General features: G+C 48.4%; 12 protein-coding genes and 1 pseudogene. 12 read left to right on the top strand and 1 reads right to left on the bottom strand.

Annotated features, from left to right (window positions below):
• Positions 1 to 15 precede the first annotated feature (15 nt).
• Positions 16 to 8766, top strand: coding sequence for a non-ribosomal peptide synthetase (locus tag BP95_RS30555; RefSeq protein WP_269321456.1), 8751 nt, complete (start codon positions 16 to 18; stop codon positions 8764 to 8766).
• A 146-nt stretch (positions 8767 to 8912) separates the two neighbouring features.
• On the opposite strand, the pseudogene BP95_RS34590 reads toward BP95_RS30555, so the two are convergent.
• Positions 8913 to 8984: pseudogene (locus tag BP95_RS34590) on the bottom strand (IS3 family transposase); the annotation flags it as partial.
• A gap of 235 nt (positions 8985 to 9219) precedes the next feature.
• Here BP95_RS34590 and BP95_RS0115875 point away from each other — a divergent pair.
• The 11 genes from BP95_RS0115875 to BP95_RS0115825 form a co-directional block, all read left to right on the top strand.
• A complete protein-coding gene (locus BP95_RS0115875) occupies positions 9220 to 9621 on the top strand; it encodes a hypothetical protein (RefSeq protein ID WP_028532704.1) in 402 nt (133 codons plus the stop codon).
• Positions 9622 to 9744: 123 nt separating this feature from the next.
• On the top strand, positions 9745 to 10476 hold the full coding sequence (locus BP95_RS0115870) for a DUF695 domain-containing protein (protein WP_028532703.1): 732 nt from the start codon (positions 9745 to 9747) through the stop codon (positions 10474 to 10476).
• Between the two features lie 317 nt (positions 10477 to 10793).
• Positions 10794 to 12188, top strand: coding sequence for an MATE family efflux transporter (locus tag BP95_RS0115865; RefSeq protein WP_021260479.1), 1395 nt, complete (start codon positions 10794 to 10796; stop codon positions 12186 to 12188).
• Between the two features lie 316 nt (positions 12189 to 12504).
• Positions 12505 to 13011 carry a DinB family protein gene (locus BP95_RS0115860; protein ID WP_028532702.1) on the top strand — a complete coding sequence of 169 codons (507 nt, stop codon included), beginning with the start codon at positions 12505 to 12507 and terminating at the stop codon, positions 13009 to 13011.
• Between the two features lie 170 nt (positions 13012 to 13181).
• Positions 13182 to 14780, top strand: a complete 1599-nt coding sequence (locus tag BP95_RS0115855; protein WP_028532701.1) for a response regulator — start codon at positions 13182 to 13184, stop codon at positions 14778 to 14780.
• A 7-nt stretch (positions 14781 to 14787) separates the two neighbouring features.
• Positions 14788 to 16530, top strand: coding sequence for a sensor histidine kinase (locus BP95_RS0115850; RefSeq protein WP_036667181.1), 1743 nt, complete (start codon positions 14788 to 14790; stop codon positions 16528 to 16530).
• Positions 16527 to 17498 (top strand): substrate-binding domain-containing protein, encoded by a 972-nt coding sequence (locus BP95_RS0115845; protein ID WP_028532699.1) that lies wholly within the window; start codon positions 16527 to 16529, stop codon positions 17496 to 17498. The genes BP95_RS0115850 and BP95_RS0115845 overlap by 4 nt, the downstream gene beginning before the upstream one ends.
• 136 nt (positions 17499 to 17634) lie before the next feature.
• Positions 17635 to 18663, top strand: coding sequence for a galactose ABC transporter substrate-binding protein (locus BP95_RS0115840; protein ID WP_028532698.1), 1029 nt, complete (start codon positions 17635 to 17637; stop codon positions 18661 to 18663).
• Between the two features lie 96 nt (positions 18664 to 18759).
• Positions 18760 to 20271, top strand: coding sequence for a sugar ABC transporter ATP-binding protein (locus BP95_RS0115835; RefSeq protein WP_028532697.1), 1512 nt, complete (start codon positions 18760 to 18762; stop codon positions 20269 to 20271).
• A gap of 25 nt (positions 20272 to 20296) precedes the next feature.
• The gene (gene mglC / locus BP95_RS0115830) at positions 20297 to 21307 is read left to right on the top strand and encodes a galactose/methyl galactoside ABC transporter permease MglC (protein WP_021256053.1); all 1011 of its coding nucleotides are present in this window, start codon (positions 20297 to 20299) and stop codon (positions 21305 to 21307) included.
• A 215-nt stretch (positions 21308 to 21522) separates the two neighbouring features.
• Positions 21523 to 21759 (top strand): transposase (locus tag BP95_RS0115825; protein ID WP_028532696.1); only part of this gene is annotated, 237 nt, incomplete at its 3' end.

Genomic DNA, 21759 nt, shown 5'->3' with positions numbered 1-21759 from the left:
AAACAAGCGGGCTACATCCCTTTCAGCGCCGAAGATAGAATGGCTCAAACCGGTGCGATCGGGTTCGATGCCAGCACGTTTGAAGTGTTCGGCGCGCTGCTAAACGGAGGATCGCTGTATCCGATCCCAAGGGAAACGTTGCTGGATGCGCCCGCGCTGGCGGCGTTTGTACATCGTCATAAGTTGACGACGATGTGGCTGACATCTCCATTGTTCAACCAGCTTGTTCAAAAAGACGCTGCCCTGTTCGCAGGTCTTCAGCATCTCATCATCGGCGGGGACGCGTTGTCGCCGGTTCATGTCAATCAGGTGCTGCGTTCTTCTCCTAAATTGTCGCTGTGGAACGGGTACGGGCCGACCGAGAATACGACGTTCTCCACGTGTTTCTTGATTGACCGTGATCGTGCGTATGAGGAACAGATCCCTATCGGTAAACCGATAGGCAACTCGACGGCGTATGTGGTCAATCAGCACAATCACTTAAATCCTGTCGGCGTGCCGGGGGAGCTTTGTCTGGGCGGAGACGGCGTTGCGCGCGGGTATTTGAACCAGCCTGACCTGACAGCGGACAAATTCGTGTCCAATCCGTTCGTTGCGGGTGAGCGCATGTACCGGACAGGGGATTGGGTGAAGTGGATGCCCGATGGGAATCTGGTTTATTTAGGGCGGATGGACAAACAGGTGAAAATCAGAGGATTCCGGATCGAAGTCGGTGAGATAGAGACGATGCTCAGCCAGCATCCGACTCTGCGGCAGGCGTCCGTCGTCGTGCGGGAAGACAGGCCCGGGGAAAAGCAGCTGGCGGCGTATCTGGTCGGCGAAGGCAGCGCACAGGAATGGCGGACATACTTGAGCGAGCGATTGCCAAGCTATATGGTGCCGACGTATTTTGTGCAACTGGACAGTTTGCCGTTAACGCCGAACGGGAAGATCGATACGAGGGCACTGCCGATTCCGACAGTGTCGTCGTGGAATCAAGAGGGCTATGCAGCGCCACAAACGCCAGCGGAGGAGCTCGTTGCGGCGGTATGGAGCCAGCTGCTTGGTGTGGAGAGGATCGGTAGCTATGATTCCTTCTTTGATTTGGGAGGCCACTCGCTGCTGGCGACGCAGGCAGTTTCGCGTCTGCGCGAGGTGTTCGGCGTGGAGGTGGCAGTGCGCGACCTGTTCCAATACCCGACGATCGAGAGCTTATCCCGCCGATTAACGCTGTTAGCACAAGGTGGAGAAGGGGAGAAGCGTCCGCCGATTCAAGCGGTGGAACGAGGCGTGTATATGCCGGTATCGTATGCCCAGCAGCGGCTCTGGTTCCTCGATCAACTGGAACCGAACAGTCCGCTGTACAATATTCCATGCGCATGGCGGTTGCAGGGAGTCTGGAAGCTGGATGCGTTGGAACAAGCCTACGATGCGCTGATCCAGCGTCATGAAGTGCTGCGTACTGTCATTGGCGAGGCGAACGGCGAGCCGGTGCAGATTATTCGCGAACACCAGCCTGAGCGTCTGCCTGTGACGGATCTTCGCCATCTGGCAAGCGAGGACAGGGAGCGCGAGATGAAGTCGCTCATGCAAGCGGAGGCAGATAAGCCGTTCCAACTGGCTGAGGGGCCGTTAATCCGTGCACAGGCCATCGCGATGGGCGAGAACGATTGGGTGCTGCTGTGCACGCTGCACCATATTATATTTGACGGATGGTCGCTGGACATTTTTGTACGGGAATGGCTCGCGCTGTATGAGGCGTTTGCGGGAGGGCAGCCAGCGGAGTTGGCACCGCTATCTTTGCAATATGCCGACTACGCGCATTGGCAGCGGAACTGGCTGAGCGAAGACGTGATGAACCGTCAGTTGGCGTACTGGGAGGAAGAACTGGGCGGGGAACTGCCTGTGCTGCAACTGCCGACGGATCGTCCGCGTCCAGCGCAGCAAAGCTACCGGGGAGAGCGGTATGAAGCGGATCTTCCGGCCGATTTGCTCATCAAGCTAAAAGCGCTCAGTCGTCAAGAGGGAGCAACGTTATTCATGACGATGCTCGCCGCCTACCAAGGTTTCCTCTCCCGCTATACGGGACAGACGGATATCGCCGTCGGCAGTCCGATTGCGAACAGGCATTACGGGGAAATCGAGGAGATGATCGGATTTTTTGTCAACACCCTTGTGCACCGTGCGGATGTGTCAGCCAATCCGAGCTTCCGGGAGTTGGTGTCGCAAGTGCGCGGGAAAGCATGGAAAGCGCAGGAGCATCAGGACATCCCGTTTGAGAAGATCGTGGCGGCGCTGCAGCCGGAGCGGTCGGCGAGCTATGCGCCATTGTTTCAGACGATGTTTACGCTGCAAAACCGTCCGAGCGAGCTGCCGGTGGACTCGGAATGCCGGATGGATACGATAAGCAGCTTTATGTCGGTCTCGAAGTTCGACTTGACGGTAGGCGTGCAAGAAGTCGAAGAGGGGATGCGCGTCAGCTTCGAATACAGCACGGACTTGTTCGACGCGTCAACCATCGAGCGGATGGCGGTACACTTCGAGCGATGGCTGCATGAAGTGGCGGAGCATCCAGAGCGATCGATAGGCCAGATGCAGTTGATTAGCGAAGCAGAAACGAAGCAGCAACTGGAGATATGGAACCGGACGGAGACGGCGTATCCACGGGATCCGGTAATTCAAGAACTGTTCGAGGAGCAGGCGGCGGCACAGCCGGAGGCGGTGGCAGTCGTTGACGAGGATCGCCAGCTGACGTATGGGGAACTGAATGCGCGGGCGAACCAACTGGCGCACTACTTGCGGAAGAAAGGCGTGAAGCCGGAGACGCTGGTTGGGATCTGCATGGAACGCTCGGCGGATCTGATCGTCGGGATCCTGGGGATCTTAAAAGCTGGTGGCGCGTATGTGCCAATGGATCCGTCGTATCCGCAGCAGCGTCTGACTTACATGGCCCACGATGCAGGAATTGAGTTGATGGTGACCCAGAGGGAGGCAAGCGGATGGGTGCCGGAGCCGATTACGCGCATCTGTCTGGACAGCGCTGCCGATCAGGAGATGCTGTCACAGGAGAGCGACCGGAATCCGTCAATCGCCACGACGCCGCACAACATGGCCTATCTGATTTACACCTCAGGAACTACAGGGAATCCGAAAGGGGTTATGGTCGAACATCACACACTGATCAATATGGTGTTCTGGCATCAGCAATTTTATCAAGTAACGGAACAGGATCGTGTGAGTCAAATAGCAAGCATCGCATTCGATGCTGCAGTTGCAGAAATATGGCCCTGCTTGAGCAGAGGCGCCAGTTTGTATGTGTGCAAGGAAAGCGTAAGAACGGATCCTGAAGCGTTGCAGGATTGGGTCGTTGACCAGCAAATTACGATCAGTTTTATGCCAACGCAGATGGCCGAAATCATGATTCATCTGCCCTGGCCGTCGCATACATCGTTACGCTGTTTGCTGACGGGGGGGGATTTGCTGCGGCAGTCTCCGCCAGCTTCATTGCCTTTTGCACTCATCAACAACTACGGTCCTACAGAGTGTACAGTCATAGCTACAGCAACAGAGGTCAGCCCTTTGCAGGAGGGCGTACCGCCGATTGGAGGGCCAATAGCGAATACGAAGTTATACGTATTGGATCGCCATCAACAACCTGTACCAATCGGTGTCGTCGGGGAGCTGTACATTGGTGGGGCCGGGGTCACTCGTGGATACTTGAATCGTCCAGAGCTGACGGAGGAGCGATTCCTTCCGGATCCTTTCAGCGGTGAGTCTGGAGCGAGAATGTACAGAACGGGAGATGCTGTAAAGTATCAGCCGGACGGCAACCTGATCTATGTAAGCAGGATCGACGACCAAGTGAAAATCAGAGGATTCCGGATTGAGCTCGGAGAGATTGAAATGGTGCTTAGCCAGTTGCCGGCGATCAAGCAAGCTGTTGTCATCGTGCGGGAAGACAGGAAGGGGGAAAAGCAACTGGCGGCGTATCTGGTCGGAGAAGGCAGCGCACAGGAATGGCGGACATACTTGAGCGAGCGATTGCCAAGCTATATGGTGCCGACGTATTTTGTGCAACTGGACAGTTTGCCGTTAACGCCGAACGGGAAGATCGATACGCGGGCACTGCCGATCCCGACAGTGTCGTCGCAAGAGGGCTATGCGGCGCCGCAAACGCCAGCGGAGGAGCTCGTATCGGCGGTATGGGGTCAACTGCTTGGCGTGGAGAGGATCGGTATCTATGATTCCTTCTTTGATTTGGGAGGCCACTCGCTGCTGGCGACGCAGGCAGTTTCGCGTCTGCGCGAGGTATTCGGCGTGGAGGTGGCGGTGCGCGACCTGTTCCAGCACCCGACGATCGAGAGCTTATCCCGCCAATTAACGCTGTTAGCGCAAGGGGGAGAAGGGGAGAAACGTCCGCCGATTCAAGCGGTGGAACGAGGCGTGCATATGCCAGCATCGTATGCCCAGCAGCGGCTCTGGTTCCTCGATCAACTGGAACCGAACAGTCCGCTGTACAATATTCCATGCGCATGGCGGTTGCAGGGAGCTTGGAAGCTGGAGGCGTTGGAACAAGCCTACGATGCGCTGCTCCAGCGTCATGAAGCGCTGCGCACCGTCATTGGCGAGGCGAACGGCGAGCCGGTACAGATCATTCGCGAACACCAGCCTGAGCGTCTGCCTATGACGGACCTTCGCCATCTGGCAAGCGAGGACAGAGAGCGCGAGATGAAGTCGCTCATGCAAGAGGAGGCAGACAAGCCGTTCCAACTGGCTGAGGGACCGTTAATCCGGGCGCAGGCCATCGCGATGGGCGAGAACGATTGGGTGCTGCTGTGCACGCTGCACCATATCATATTTGACGGATGGTCGCTGGACATTTTCGTCCGGGAATGGCTCGCACTATATGAGGCGTTTGCGGGAGGGCAGCCAGCGGCATTGGCACCGCTATCTTTGCAATATGCCGACTACGCGCATTGGCAGCGGAACTGGCTGAGCGAAGACGTGATGAACCGTCAGTTGGCGTACTGGGAGGAAGAGCTAGGCGGGGAACTGCCAGTGCTGCAGCTGCCGACGGATCGTCCGCGTCCAGCGCAGCAAAGCTATCGGGGAGAGCTGTATGAAGTGGATCTTCCAGCCGCTTTGCTCGTCAAGTTAAAAGCGTTTAGTCGTCAAGAGGGAGCGACGTTATTCATGACACTGCTCGCAGCCTACCAAGGTTTCCTCTCCCGCTATACGGGACAGACAGATATCGCCGTCGGCAGTCCGATTGCGAACCGGCATTACGAGGAAATTGAGGGGATGATTGGATTCTTTGTCAACACCCTGGTGTACCGTGCGGATGTGTCGGCCAATCCGAGCTTCCGGGAGTTGGTGTCGCAAGTGCGCGGGAAAGCATGGAAAGCGCAGGAGCATCAGGACATCCCGTTCGAGAAGATCGTGGCGGCGCTGCAGCCGGAGCGGTCGGCGAGCTATGCGCCATTGTTTCAGACGGTATTTACGCTTCAAAGCCGTCCGAGCGAGCTGCCAATGGACTCGGAACGCCGGATGGATACGATAAGCAGCTTTATGTCGGTCGCGAAGTTCGACTTGACGGTAGGCGTGCAAGAAGCCGAAGAGGGTATGCGCGTCAGCTTCGAATACAGCACGGACTTATTCGACGCGTCAACCATCGAGCGGATGGCGGTACACTTCGAGCGATGGCTGCATGAAGTGGCGGAGCATCCAGAGCGATCGATAGGCCAGATGCAGTTGATTAGCGAAGCAGAAACGAAGCAGCAACTGGAGATATGGAACCGGACGGAGACGGCGTATCCACGGGATCCGGTAATTCAGGAGCTGTTCGAGGAGCAGGCGGCGGCACGGCCGGAGGCGGTGGCAGTCGTTGACGAGGATCGCCAGCTGACGTATGGGGAACTGAATGCGCGGGCGAACCAACTGGCGCACTACTTGCGGAAGAAAGGCGTGAAGTCGGAGACGCTGGTTGGGATCTGCATGGAACGCTCGGCGGATCTGATCGTTGGGATCCTGGGGATCTTAAAAGCTGGTGGCGCGTATGTGCCGATGGATCCGTCGTATCCGCAGCAGCGTTTGACTTACATGGCCCAGGATGCGGGAATTGAGTTGATGGTGACCCAGAGTGAGGCAAGCGGTTGGGTGCCGGAGCCGATTACGCGCATCTGTCTGGACAGCGCTGCCGATCAGGAGATGCTGTCACAGGAGAGCGACCGGAATCCGTCAATCGCCACGACGCCGCACAACATGGCCTATCTGATTTACACCTCAGGAACTACAGGGAATCCGAAAGGGGTTATGGTCGAACATCACACACTGATCAATATGGTGTTCTGGCATCAGCAATTTTTTCAAGTTACGGAGCAGGATCGTGTGAGTCAAATAGCAAGCATCGCATTTGATGCTGCAGTTGCAGAAATATGGCCCTGTTTGAGCAGAGGCGCTAGTTTGTATGTGTGCAAGGAAAGCGTAAGAACGGATCCTGCAGCGTTGCAGGATTGGGTCGTTGACCAGCAAATTACGATCGGTTTTATGCCAACGCAGATGGCCGAAATCATGATTCATCTGCCTTGGCCGTCGCATACATCGTTACGCTGTTTGCTGACGGGGGGGGATTTGCTGCGGCAGTCTCCGCCAGCTTCATTGCCTTTTGCACTCATCAACAACTACGGTCCTACAGAGTGTACAGTCGTGGCTACAGCAACGGAGGTCAGCCCTTTGCAGGAGGGCGTACCGCCGATTGGAGGGCCAATAGCGAATACGAAGTTATACGTGTTGGATCGCCATCAACAACCTGTACCAATCGGTGTCGTTGGGGAGCTGTACATTGGTGGGGCCGGGGTCACTCGTGGATACTTGAATCGTCCAGAGCTGACGGAGGAGCGATTCCTTCCGGATCCTTTCAGCGGTGAGTCTGGAGCGAAAATGTACAGAACGGGAGATGCTGTAAAGTATCAGCCGGACGGCAACCTGATCTATGTAAGCAGGATCGACGACCAAGTGAAAATCAGAGGATTCCGGATTGAGCTCGGAGAGATTGAAATGGTGTTAAGTCAGTTGCCGGCGATCAAGCAAGCTGTCGTCATCGTGCGGGAAGATAGGCCGGGGGAAAAGCAACTGGCGGCGTATCTGGTCGGAGAAGGAAGCGCACAGGAATGGCGGACATACTTGAGCGAGCGCTTGCCAAGCTATATGGTGCCGACCTATTTTGTGCAACTGGACAGTTTGCCGTTAACGCCGAACGGGAAAATCGATACGAAATCTCTCCCGAAAATCGACAGTGTACTGCAAACATCTGCAAGTTATATCGCGCCTCGTCATGCAACAGAGAGAAAACTTGTACAGATTTGGTCAAGCGTGTTAGGGATGAAGGAAACTTCAATTGGCGTCCACGATTCCTTCTTTGACTTAGGCGGACACTCCATGAAAATTATGGAGGCATTGGCAAAAGGGCTGACAGAAGGATGGCATGTAACGGTTAAGGATTACTACGATCTGCAAACCATACAAAAAATCGCGCAAAAGATTGACCATGGTTCAAAAAAATACTTGCATTCCGATACATCTAGGCTGCAATTTCTCAAGCCTCCGAAGAAAGACATCGCTCATGCAACCTACGACCCTATCGGTAATGTATTGCTTACAGGGGTCACGGGTTACCTGGGCATACATTTACTTGCGGAGCTGCTGGATGGAACCAATAGCAGAGTATACTGTTTGATCCGGGGAAGTGACCCGAGGAATCGGTTGTTGGAACAGATTTCCTTTTACTTTCATGACAAGTTTGAAAAGTATAAAGTTATGCTAAGCAGCCGGGTTGTTATCGTAAAGGGGGATTTGTCTGAGAAACAATTCGGCTTAAGCGATGCTGAATATGCTCAACTTGACAGTACGATCAATAGTGTCATTCATTCTGCCGCGTTGACCAAACACTTCGGTAATTACGCTGATTTTGAAAAAGCGAATGTGACAACACTGGAAGAGCTTATATCGTTCGTAGGGCGTAATAAAAGACTGCATTATATGTCCACGATGAGCGTATCAGGTCATATAACATTTGGGGAAGAGCAGCATGTATTTACCGAAAATGATTTTTACGTACAACAAAATTATGAGGATAATGTGTATGTGAAAAGTAAATTTTGGGCGGAACATGCACTGTTCCAAGCGATCTCGAATGGGGTGGACGCTGCCATTTACCGGGTGGGCAATCTGACCAACCGGCACAGTGATGGGCAACATCAACATAATATCGCGGACAATGCATTTATGAGCCGCTTCAAATTTATGTTGCAACATGGGGTTGCATCGAACCAATTCATATCTAATGATATAGAGTTTACTCCTGTTGATGCGTGCAGCAGAGCCGTCGTTGCCTTAATAAAAGCAGATGCAAGCGCTGGGGAAAACTACGTTTTCCATTTGTACAATCATCATAAAGTGGGACTCGGCGAGGTCGTGCAATTGCTATACAAGTCAGGGCATGCGATTGAATTGTTGGATGGTGCGGCGTTCCAGGATCTTATGCTTCGATTATCTCAGGATGATAAGCACATTCATGACATTCAAATGTTAATGGCAGCTGGAGAACAGCTTGAAGGCGATTATGCCATTGTCAAGCATGATTCGTTACAAACACAAATCGCCTTAAGCAAGGCCGGATTTTATTGGCCGAAAATTGATGCACTGTATATGCAAAAAATCGTGACCTACTTGCAAAATTCCGGATACTTACCAGTGAATGAGATGAGAAGCTTGATCCAGCACGTGTAGTGCTATGGCTGTGTAACTTGGTTTCGATCTCACATGATTCCAGGATTGACATCTAAACTGAGCATATATGTAACCTCGCAGCAGCTCCATTGTGATTGGAGCCTTGCTAAACTCTCGTCAAGTAGACATCACTAAAGAAGCAGCCTTTAAGCAACCTTAGTTCGGTATTGAACCGGACTAAGGTTGTTTAGTCTATTTGGAAAACGCTCGTTGTTATAGAACTCTTAAAACCTATATCATTTACGTATGGCTTATTGTCTTTTCCAAATAAAAGCTTACAATAGGTCTTGTACCATTTGCTATTTCGAGGAACATTTTGTCAACGAAATTCATCTAAGGGAAAATAAAAATGAAAATAACATTTCGAATTAGACTTCTATGATCGAGAACTCTGGAAAAGATGAACATCACCTAACAACTATTTACGCATCGGGCTAGAAAGGTATGAGAGAGATGGAACAAATCAAAGCTATAAAAACCGAATTGGGTGAAATTCATGGAAGAGACGCGATCTTCCTTGATGATATTCAATTCAATTATCAAAAGAATGAAGTTACATTAATTGGTGAGATAAGTGGAGGATTATGCACAGAATCAGATGATGATGAGTTTATTAAATACGAATTGCTATTCAAGAAAGTTTATTACTTTAATATGGTTGAGTTAGATGTAAGTTTACAGATGTTTGATCATTCATATCATGAAAGTAGTAGCTTCGTAGAAATAGGTAATACAAAAATACTTAGAGATATAAAGAATGCAAGAGGTCTGGAATTAAAGCAATATGTAATATATACATATGACGAGGTTTTCGTTATCGCATGTCAAGATTTTGAATTACGTTTAAAGAAATAAAAGCAGGAAGCAACAATACACGAAAGATTGGGTATAGGTTTTGTCGTAATATATGTTTGGCTAAGCACTTGGTTCGCGAATAGTATGAAGAAGATGAGATTTCCTGAGGAGGTATAGATCGATATGTCTGATCATTGGGATATTTATTTTTGTGAGATTGAAGGTAAGTTTGCATCAGTTGTATTGGATATGGATATCTGGAAGGAGATTGAGAAATCTGAGTATCCACATCCGATGGTTTTAAGAATACGAATCAAAAACCCTGGAGAAAGCGGTACTCCAATTAATGAAGAGGCTGAATTAATCAACGACCTAGAAGATAAAATCAATGATGAAAGTGCAGATTTTGGATTCCATGTTGGCAGGGTGACTACTGATGGGATACGGGATGTATTTTATTATTTTTCTAAACCTTACGAGCTAGAGAAAGCAGCAGAGACGTATTTTTTGGAACATGGATATGAGATAGAGGTTCTTCATCTTGAAGAGGAAAATCCTTGGGATTTTTATTTTGAGTACCTTTACCCCGACAAATATCAAATTCAACATATGGGGAATCGAAAAGTTGTCGATCAATTACGAGAGTCAGGGGATACATTTGAAGATGTGAGACAGGTAGATCATTGGGTCTATTTTCAATCTATTGAAGATAAAGAGTATTTCGATGCTAAGGTTAAACTTTTGGGATTCGAAATCGATTCAGATGCTCCTAATGACGATAAAATTTATTCTCATATCTATCGTTCTGATTACGTCGACTTCCATTCGATAAATGAAGTTACGGATATTCTTGTTGATTTAGCAGGTGAATGTCATGGTGAATACGATGGATGGGGAACTACAGTAGTTAAGTAGATTAGAGGAAGAGGCAACTTCGCCTGGCTCAAATCATAACAACAAGAGAAAGTAAAAACCCACCCTAAGGTTGCACGCCGAAGGTAAAGTATGTTTCATTATGATTGGACATGATGTGAAGGCGAGTAAGAAGCCGCATCTCTGCTATATGTACATAAAATGACTGCAAAAGCGAGTGCGGTGCTCGGAAACCACGAAATATGCGTAAATAAGGACACACACCTCACTTTCATCTCCTCTAAAGAGTGGTATAATAGTGCGTCACTATGTGAGGTCAAGGGGATCCTTGGCACAATACACGAAGAAGAGATGATACGGTGAGTACAATTGTTCCCAGTATAAAGAGAAGAACGACCTTCCTGTTGAATAAATATTTCACAGGAGAAACGCTTGATTATAAGCAAATTATCGCGATTATTATTCCGATATTTGTGGATCAAGCTTTTATTATTTTGATGAGCCTGTTGAATACGGCCATGATCAGCTCCTCAGGGGTAGCGGCGGTAAGTGCGGTCAGCATGGTGGACTCGTTGAACATCTTCTTGGTCAACGTGTTTGTAGCTGTGGCGACGGGGGGAACCGTCATCGTCGCACAGTATAAAGGCAGGGGCAATGCGGATATGGTTTCGAAGTCAGCTGCTCAAGCCATATCGGCAGTTGCACTGCTGTCGATCTTGATCAGCGCGGTCGTTATTATTTTTCATAACCCCACACTGGACTTATTGTTCGGTCGTGCGGAAGCGGATGTACTGGATAACGCAAGGATCTTTTTGATCGGGAGCTGCCTCACGTACCCATTCATTGCAATTTTCCAAGCTGTGACGGGGGCGTTGCGCGGCGTGGCAGAGACGAAGGCCTGCTTGGGTCTATCGTTCATTATGAACTTGACCTACCTGTTTCTGAATATATTGTTCATTACGGTACTCGATATGGGCGTAGTCGGATTGATCATTTCCATGCTTACGGCTCGTGTGCTGGGGATGGTGATATCGTTAATTTATTTGTTGAAGATAAATCAGACGCTGCAGTTCCGAATTCAGAATGCACTGAAGTTGGATTTTTCGATTTTGAAAAAAATTATGATTATCGGCGTTCCATTTGCAGCGGAGCAGATGTTCTTCAACGGCGGGAAGCTGCTGACGCAGACGTTTATCGTTCAGCTCGGTACGCTTGCGATCACGGTCAATGCCATAAGCGGCTCCATATCGCTTGTGTTCCAGATCGGAGCGAATGCCTTAAGCATCGCGATCGTCACGGTCGTAGGCCAATGCATCGGACGACGCAACATTGAGGACGCGAGGAAGTTTATCAAGTCTTTCCTGTGGCTGTCCTCCATCATATTCGTTATTGCGGCAGTGATTCTCATGCCTTTATTCCCTTGGATCGTGAGATTGTTCTCTCCTCCGGCGGAGATCATTCCGGAGATCTTTAAACTTACGGTGCTGATTGCGATTACCCAGCCATTTTTATGGTCGATCAGCTTTATAATGCCATCGGCTCTTCGTGCAGCGGGTGATTCCAACTTTACTTCGATTACTGCTATGCTCACGATGTGGTTGTTCCGTGTCATTCTGGGCTATGTACTCGGGATACCGCTTGGCCTTGGTATCTTAGGGGTATGGATTGCAATGGTCATAGAGTGGGGGATCCGAGGCTCCGTCTTCCTCTGGCGCTTCCGCGGGGAGAAGTGGTACAGCCGGAAGTTGATTTGATAGTTTCATGAGCCATTACGTTAGCTCTTAAACAAGTAGAAAAGACAGCGAAATCCTAGTTAAGGAGGAGTCACGCTGTCTTTTTTTGCTCTCGTACACTGGATGACTCCCGGAGAGGAAGGAACAGGAAGGCATTTTGCAGAATATTCTAAATGAAATGTATTTACATATGATAGTAGCAGCCCAGTCATACATCGGCAATTACGTTTATCCGCATCGTGCAGCCCCATCTATTGTGCAATTTTACAGCCACCTGACAACCACTTCGTAATGTTCCAAACGTTTCATCACAACAATTAATGAAAGGGAGGTTTCTATGGAACTGGAAGAAATCAAGCAAAACATAAAAGAAACAAGAGACAAACTGCTCGGAATTCTGAAAGGATTAACTGAAGACCAATTAAACGAACGGAAAGACGAAGATAGTTGGAGTATTGGTCAGATATGTCAGCACCTTGCCAAGGTGGAAGAAGTATATGTCGTAGCCATTAAGAGAGGGTTACAGAACACAGAAGAATCATCCGTGGAACACAAGCCAATCGATTCTTTACTAGACAGAAAAATAAAGCTAGCGGCTCCGGACATTGTAAAGCCAACGGATGAACGTTTCGAATATGAAGACATCATTGCAAAGCTAAACATTTCTAGACAACAATTTGTTGAGATGCTAAACGCCTTAGAGGATCCATCGATACTGAGTAGAAGACATTTTGTTCACCCTGCCTTTAAAGAGATGTTATTGATTGATTGGGTGAAATCAACGTATGTACATGAAGAAAGGCACATTCAACAAATTCAAGACATTATAAATGGGGTTAGATAAAGACTGGCATGCGGAAGATTCGGTCAATTAATTCCGAATTATACAGGTGAAGTCAATTCACTAGCGAATAATAATTTCATACGAGCAACAGCCGGTAATTGAAAGCGACTTTACGCTTGCATTCGATTGCCGGCTTTTTTTTCAACTTTTCTCATAAAAGGGGGATGTCCATGTACAAATTAATACTCGTTGATGATGAAGAAGACGTACGAGAAGGTGTGCTGCATGAAATGGATTGGGAGTCATTAGGGTTTACAGTCGTGGAGACGTCAGAGAATGGTCAAGAGGCAATGGAGTACATAGAAAGATTGCAACCGGATATTGTGGTGACCGATATTCATATGCCTTTCATGAATGGATTGCAGCTAGCGGAGTGGATTCGCAGTCATGATCCTTCAATGAAAATAATGATATTAACGGGCTACGATGAATTTGAATATGCGCAGAAGGCGATCAAACTCCATATAGACGAATACGTGCTCAAGCCATTTTCCGCTGCGGATTTGCAAGCCGCATTGGTGAAGGTCAAGCAGCAGATGGATCAGGAGGTTGCGGAGAAGAACAATCTACTAACGCTACAGGATCATTATCGAAAGAGCTTACCTGTATTGCAGCATGTGTTTCTATCTTCTCTTCTTACCGGCAAATGCTCTTTGGAGGACATTCAAGAGAAATGTGAGCGCTATGAGATTGATTTATCGGGTATCGCTTACTTGGTCTCTGCGATTCAAATGGATCATAACAAAGAAGAGAAGAACCGTTATTTATTGCAATTCGCCATATGCAATATTGCTGAGGAGCTTGTGCTGAAGCATATGTCGGGACGGGTATTTATTCACCATGATCATGTCATTGTGTTAACGATGAGCGCAAGCCGAGAGGGAGATAGGATGAGTCAGGAGACGATCGGGATCGTAGAAGAAATTCTTCAGAGTGTCCATCGATTTCTCAAAATAACGGTAACGATTGGCGTGGGAACTGTCGTGAATGATTTGTCCGAGTTGGCATCTTCTTACCAGGAAGCGGTACAAGCACTGCATTATCGATTGATTCACGGAAATCATCGCGTCATCTGGATTGAAGATGTAGAGGCGAAGCGGGTGAATCCACTTGTATTCGACGACATGAAGGAGCAGGCCTTAATCCGCTGTATGAAGGTAGGGACGATAGAAGAAGCGCAAGCGATGATGGGCGAGTTATTTGATGTCGTGGAATCCAGCACGGTTTCGCTGCAAGATTTTCAAATCTATTGGATCGAAATTTGGACAGCCATGATGAAAGTGGCGAAAGATATGGACGTCAACTACGAGCAGTTCCTCGGAGGTGCCGCACATCCATTGATGGAAATCTATCAATGCAATAATGCGTCAGAGGCAAAGAATTGGATGCTTCATCAATGTATGAAAATTATGAATTGCATCGCCGTCGAGCGGCAGACTGGCTACAAGAAGCTGGTGGATGACGCAAAAGCGTATATGAAGCTTCATTATGCGGATCTGGATATTTCGATTCATACGGTGTGCAGGCATTTGCACATCAGCACAGGCTACTTCAGTCATATTTTTAAGAAGGAAGCCAAAACCACCTTCGTAAGCTACCTACTGGAGCTGAGAATGGAAGCGGCGAAGGAGCTGCTGCGGTCAACGGATCTCAAAGCGTTCGAGATCGGTGAGAGGGTTGGGTATGCGGATCCGAATTATTTCAGCTTTAGCTTCCGCAAGCGCTACGGATTGTCGCCCAAGGAATACCGCAATCGGGATCGAGGGTGAAGGTGGCATGATCAACGTCAAGAGCATTCAGTTTATTATCGCAAAAACATTTATATTCATAACCGTTGCGGCGGTGTGTATGGTCAGCATCATGCTGTATAACAAATTTTCCAGTACGGCGGAGACAAATGCGGACTTGAATATTCAACAAGTCGTAGAGCAGGTCAATTATAATTTGGAGATATATGTGAACAACATTACAAGTATCTTCGACGTCGTTCAGGACCTGATTCGTAGGAGTCCTTCTGTGACGAATCCTATTTTAGTAGAGCAGCTGAAATCTATTATGAAAACAAGAGAAGATTTGATTTCGATCGCCTTGTTTACCAAGCAAGGAAAGCTGGTCTTCAACACTCCTCAACTGACCATGCGGAGCAATACACAATTAGAGCGGCAAAGCTGGTTCGAGGCCGCTATGGCGCGCCCAGATCAATTATCGTTCTCCTCGCCTCATATTCAGAATTTATTTAAAACCACTTACAAATGGGCCGTCTCCATCAGTAAGCAAGCTGGGTATCGTACAGGGGGAGGGCAGCCCGATCAGGGTGTGCTAGTTATCGATATGAACTTCAAGACGATCAACGAATTAAGCAAGCAAGTATCCTTTGGCAAGAGGGGCTATATCTACATTATCGATTCGTTCGGCAACATCGTCTACCATCCGCAGCAGCAACTGATTTATGCAGGGTTAAAGTATGAGAACTTAGAACGCGTCCTTACCTACGCATATGGAAGCTTCCAAGATAGCAGCAATGACGAGAGCAAGCTGATTACCGTCAAAACGGTAAATCCGATCGGCTGGAAAGTTGTAGGCGTCGCCTACAAAGATGAGATCGTAACAACCAAGTCTGAACTAAATACCTTTATACTGTGGTTTCTCGTCATCGTCATTCTGATCGTTCTATTCGTGTCGATCGTCGTCTCTGCGAGAATCTCACTGCCCATTCAGAATTTAGCGAAATCGGTAAAGAGCGTGGGGGAAGGGGATTTTACAGTACCGATCTCGACGATGGGCATTTATGAAGTGGACCAATTGTCCAGTAGGTTCAACATGATGCTTCGGCAAATTCGGCAGTTAATGGATCAGATTATTGTGGAGCAAGAGGCGAAGCGAAAGAGTGAACTTGATGTGCTGCAGGCACAGATCAATCCACACTTCCTATACAACACCTTGAATTCGGTCATCCGGCTATCGGAGCGGGGAGAAACAAGGGAGGCTGTTACAGCAATTACATCCTTATCGCGATTTTTCCGGATTAGCCTGAGCAAAGGGAAGAACATCATCACCGTGCAAGAAGAGATTGAACATGTCAGACATTACTTAATCATTCAGACCATCCGTTATAAACGCAAATTTCAATATGCAATAGATATCCAGGATGAGGCATTGGATTGTATGACCATGAAGCTTATTTTGCAGCCAATTGTCGAAAATGCGATCGTGCATGGGATTGAGATGATGCAGGAGGAAGGGAAGATCACCATAACAGCCGCTATTGTAGAAGATAAGTTGATGCTGCAAGTAACGGATAACGGATTAGGCATGAGTCCTCAGATTGTGAACAGTCTTCTAACGAAGAAGGTAAGAAGTGAAAGTGGGTCAGGCGTTGGCGTGAAAAATGTACATGATCGGATCCAGCTATGCTTCGGTCAAGGCTACGGTCTGGAGTTCGAGAGTGAGCTGGAAGAAGGCACAACGGTCAAAATCTGGCTTCCCATTGTCCGGGATGATAGGGAGGCAGAGTCGTGAATCGAAGAATGAATCTATTGTTAATCGTGATTTTATCACTCTCCTTCTCGCTGTCGTCCTGTTCCATCCAGTCCAATATGATGTCGGATAATATGCTCACCATTGACCTGATCGTCAAAATGAATCAAGGCGATTACTGGAACACGCTGAAGAGCGGGGCTGAGGCTGCAGCCAAGGAATTCAATGTGAAGCTTCAATTCTTGGCTCCGAATCATGAAGATGATATTCCAGGTCAGATTGAATTAGTGAATCAATCCATTCAGAACCGTCCGGATGCCATCATTCTTGCAGCGAGTGATTATATGGGGTTAGCACAAGCGACTGATCGAATTGCCTATGAAAACATACCGATCATATCCATCGACTCAGAGGTTGGATCCGCACGTGTGAAGACGTATGTCGGTACGAACAATTATGAAGCAGGGCAGCTGGCCGCGAAGCGAATGATCGAATTGATTCATGAATCGGGTCAAATTGCGGTCATGAACTTTGTAGCGGCAGCCAAAAATGCGAATCAACGGGAAGAAGGGTTTCAAGATTATGTGGCCAGATTTCCTAATGTTCGTGTAGTGGATATTCAATATTCACAGTCCAATCAACGAAATGCGGAGGAGATCACACGCAGATGGCTCGCACAATATCCGAGTCTGGATGGGATAGTCGCACTTAATGCAGAATCTTCAATTGGCGTAGGGCGTGAGGTTCAACGATCCGGCCATGGTGGAAGTGTGAAGGTGATCGCATTCGATAGTCCACCCGAGACAATGGGGTTGTTGCAGGATGGAGTTGTTCAGGGGTTGGTTCTTCAGAATCCATTTAATAACGGATATCTCGCCGTGAAGTACGCCGTCGACATTATTGAGGGGCGAAACGTACCTGAAAGAATAGATACAGGCGTTAAGCTAATTGATCTGGACAATATGCTGTGGCCAGAAAACCAGAAGCTGTTGTTTCCGTTTGTAAAATAACTCAGTGCGCAAGGTGATGAGAATTTCGATAGAACTCAGGAGGATTTTCGATACCGGATCCCATGAGAATCCATCATAATGAAAGCGTATTCTTTTCTAGGGTATTCAGGAATGATGTTGAGGAGGTCTTGATCAGATGAAGAAAGTATCAGCTTTGATTCTGGCGAGTGCATTAATTGCGACAGTTGTTAGCGGCTGCGCAAACGGGAAAAGTTCAGGTGGGAATGGCGGCAGTGAACCCCAAGTAGGTGTTGCGATTTATAAGTTCGACGATACGTTCATGACAGGCGTACGGAATGCGATTTCGGATTCAGCGAAAGGGATTGCCCAAGCCGATATCGTGGACAGTCAGAATTCACAGCCGACCCAAAACGATAAAGTGGATTTGTTCATCACGAAAGGGGTTAAAGCCTTGGTCGTTAACCCTGTTGACCGTACGGCAGCGGGTGTCATTATCGATAAGGCGATGGCCAAAGACATTCCGGTTGTATTTCTGAATCGCGAGCCGCTGCCGGAAGATATGAAGAAATGGGATAAAGTCTATTATGTTGGTGCAAAGGCCGAAGAATCCGGTACGATGTCCGGTCAGCTCATTGCGGATTACTGGAAGGCGAACCCGGGAGCGGATAAGAACAAGGATGGCGTTTTGCAATATGTCATGTTAAAAGGGGAGCCTGGTCATCAGGATGCTGAACTCCGTACGAAGTACTCGATCCAAGCGATCGAAGACGCGGGGATTAAAGTTGAGAAGCTGCAGGAAGATACCGGGATGTGGGATCGCGTAAAAGGGCAAGAGAAGATGGCGGCGTTCTTGGCTGCACATGGCGATAAGATTGAAGCCGTCTTTGCGAACAATGACGATATGGCCTTGGGCGCCATTGAGGCATTGAAGGCGAATGGCTATTTCAAGGATAACAAATTCATTCCTGTGGTAGGTGTCGACGCGACAGCGCCGGCGCTGCAGGCATTGGAAGAAGGAACCCTGCTTGGAACCGTTCTGAATGATGCGAAGAACCAAGGAAAGGCTGCGATCACGCTTGCAAGCGTGCTGGCGAAGGGCGAGAAACCTACGAAGGAAAATGTCGGCTATGAGATCACGGATAATCATTATATCTGGATTTCTTATAAGAAAATTACGAAAGACAATATGGCTGAAGCGAAGTAATGTGAACCGTTGAACTATTGGCTTCAAGTTGGGGAGGTAGAATGATTCGTTATTCGTACCTCCTCTTTTTACGAAGAGACTTAGGGGGCGAAAGGGATGGGACAGCATGAGTTTGTGCTCGAAATGAACAACATCTCCAAGGAATTTCCAGGAGTTAAGGCGTTGGATCAAGTGACGCTGCAAGTGCGGCCTGGAACCGTACATGCACTGATGGGCGAAAATGGAGCGGGCAAATCAACGTTAATGAAATGCCTCTTCGGGATCTATACCCCTGATGAAGGCGAGATTATGGTGAATGGCGAAGCTGTGCAGATTCCGAACTCCAAAACGGCATTGAATATCGGGATATCGATGATTCATCAGGAGCTTCACCCTGTACCTTACCGAAATGTGATGGAGAATATTTGGCTGGGACGATTCCCGACGAGAGGGATTGGCCCTATTCAATTTATCGATCATAAGCGCATGGCGCGAGATACGCGTGATTTATTCAAACAGCTGGACATCGAGTTGCAGCCCGAGACAATGGTTCATACGTTATCGGTTTCCAAAATCCAATCCATCGAAATTGCCAAGGCGGTATCGTTCCATTCCCGTATCATTGTGATGGATGAACCGACGTCATCGCTTACTGATGTCGAGGTTGAGCAACTGTTCCGAATCATTCGAGAGTTGAAAAAAAATGGCGTCGCCATTATTTATATATCGCACAAAATGGAAGAAATCCTTCAGATATCGGATGAAGTGACAATTATGAGAGACGGGAAAAAAATCGGGACGTGGCCGGCATCCGAATTAACAACGGATCTGATTATTTCTCGAATGGTTGGACGCGATTTGACGAACCGATTCCCACCACGGAACAACGTGCCCGGCGAGGTTGTGATGCGAGTTCAAGGACTGACCTCCCCTCTACCAAAATCGTTCAACCATGTGAGTTTTGACTTGCACCGTGGTGAAATCGTTGGGATCGGCGGATTGGTAGGCGCACAGCGCACCGAATTGATGGAGGCCTTATTCGGACTTCGGGACATTCAATCGGGTACCATCTCGATTCAAGGCAATGAGGTACGGATCGATTCTCCCGTCATTGCGAAGAAACATGGTATGGCATTGTTAACGGAGGAACGTCGCGTGACAGGCATTTTCCCGGTGTTATCGGTTCATGAGAATGCGGCAATCGCGAATTTGGAGCGCTATCGCAAGCCTTATTTCCTGTTAGACGGGAAGAAGAAGAAGGCGGAAGTGGATGCGATGGTTCAGAAATTGAGAACCAAAACACCGTCTACGCGCGAACTCATCATGAACCTGTCTGGCGGGAACCAGCAAAAGGTGCTGTTTGCACGCTGGCTCCTGACGGAACCGGATATATTGCTGTTGGATGAGCCTACCCGCGGCATTGACGTTGGGGCTAAATATGAAATTTACTCGATCATTGCTGAACTGGCCTTGCAGGGCAAGAGCATTATTATGATCTCTTCGGAAATGCCGGAACTCATCGGGATGTCGGATCGCATTATGGTCATGTCCGAAGGGCGGTTAACCGGGATTTTGAATGGGAAGGAAGCGACGGAAGAGGAAATTATGCGGTTAGCGGCGCAGCATTAAGCGGCAGAGAAAGGTGAGATCTACGATGAACGCGAAGCGAATTCAAACTTTTATTTCCCAAAATGTCATCTATATGGTTTTGGCTGTTCTTATCATTGGAATTGCGATTTACGATCCTTCATTTATAGGATTAAATCCACTCCGGGATATCCTGAATCAGTCATCTACACGGGTCATTATCGCCCTGGGCGTTGCATTTGTGCTCATTACAGGCGGTACGGACTTGTCTGCAGGCAGAATTGTGGGTTTATCCGCGGTCGTATCGGCGTCCATGCTGCAGACAACCGATTATGCGCGCAGGTTTTTCCCTGATCTGGAGGAACTGCCGTTATTCGTGCCGATTCTACTAGCAGTCGTTGTAGGCCTAATATTTGGACTCATTAACGGTATAATCGTCGCGAAGTTCAAGGTGCCTCCATTCATAGCGACTTTAGGTACGATGGTGGCTGTGTATGGCGTCAACTCCTTGTACTTTGACACGGCTCCAAATCATTCGCAGCCGATCGGCGGCTTGCGGCCTGATTTTAAAGAATATTTCGGTACAGGAAGCATCGGATATGGCGGCGTATCCATTCCGATTATTGTGGTGATTGCAATCGCAGTTGCGTTTATCGTATGGGTTGTGTTCAACCAAACGAGATTGGGCAAAAACATGTATGCGATCGGCGGGAATCAGCAGGCAGCAAGGGTATCAGGCATTAATGTAGGCAAAAACCTAGTGTATATCTATGCCATTGCTGGCGCGTTGTATGGCCTGGCCGGGGTTCTCGAAGCGGCAAGAACCGGGGGAGCGACGAATAACTACGGAAATATGTACGAATTGGATGCGATTGCCGCTTGCGTAGTCGGCGGCGTGTCAACCACTGGGGGCATCGGAACGGTTCCTGGTGTAGTGACGGGCGTGCTTATTTTTACGGTCATTAACTACGGTTTGACCTTCATCGGCGTAAGCCCGTATTGGCAGTTGATTATTAAAGGATCGATTATCGTAGCGGCTGTTGCCTTCGATATGCGGAAATATGCAGCTAAGAAGTAATGGTATTGATTTGTATAGGTTGAGACCCTTCCTTTATGGGAGGGGTTTTTTATTTGTTAGTCCGTGGAAACTTTTGTGGGGGATGTAATGTATATTAAAGGGGAGGGGCATGAAAGCTGCTTGTTTTCATTATGTGTTAGATCGGCTACACTTAGTTGGACAGAAAAATTAAGGGCTAGTAGAATTAACACATCATAACAAGGAGCGGATCTACTATGCCAAGAATAAGACGCACATTTACAGATGAATTCAAGAAACAGATGGTTCAGCTATACGAAAATGGGAAATCAAGAGCAGACATTGTAAGTGAGTATGAGTTGAGTGCATCTGCATTGGATCGCTGGATTAAACAAGCCCACCAAACAGGTTCCTTCTCAGAGAAGGACAACCGCTCTCCAGAAGAAAATGAACTTATTGCATTACGGAAAGAAAACCAACGACTCAAAATGGAG

Origin of the sequence: Paenibacillus sp. UNC217MF (assembly GCF_000686865.1) — a bacterium.
GTDB lineage: Bacteria > Bacillota > Bacilli > Paenibacillales > Paenibacillaceae > Paenibacillus_B > Paenibacillus_B suaedae.
The sequence above is the reverse complement of the archived record's forward strand: the minus strand, read 5'-3'. Positions and strand labels throughout refer to the sequence as shown.

Bases quoted from the DNA above. Each gene is read 5' to 3' on its own strand.
- BP95_RS0115860 (WP_028532702.1), top strand. From the start codon at position 12,505: ATGGAACTGGAAGAAATCAAGCAAAACATAAAAGAAACAAGAGACAAA.
- BP95_RS0115850 (WP_036667181.1), top strand. From the start codon at position 14,788: ATGATCAACGTCAAGAGCATTCAGTTTATTATCGCAAAAACATTTATA.
- BP95_RS0115875 (WP_028532704.1), top strand. From the start codon at position 9,220: ATGGAACAAATCAAAGCTATAAAAACCGAATTGGGTGAAATTCATGGA.
- BP95_RS0115870 (WP_028532703.1), top strand. From the start codon at position 9,745: ATGTCTGATCATTGGGATATTTATTTTTGTGAGATTGAAGGTAAGTTT.
- BP95_RS0115855 (WP_028532701.1), top strand. From the start codon at position 13,182: ATGTACAAATTAATACTCGTTGATGATGAAGAAGACGTACGAGAAGGT.
- BP95_RS0115840 (WP_028532698.1), top strand. From the start codon at position 17,635: ATGAAGAAAGTATCAGCTTTGATTCTGGCGAGTGCATTAATTGCGACA.
- mglC (WP_021256053.1), top strand. From the start codon at position 20,297: ATGAACGCGAAGCGAATTCAAACTTTTATTTCCCAAAATGTCATCTAT.
- BP95_RS0115835 (WP_028532697.1), top strand. From the start codon at position 18,760: ATGGGACAGCATGAGTTTGTGCTCGAAATGAACAACATCTCCAAGGAA.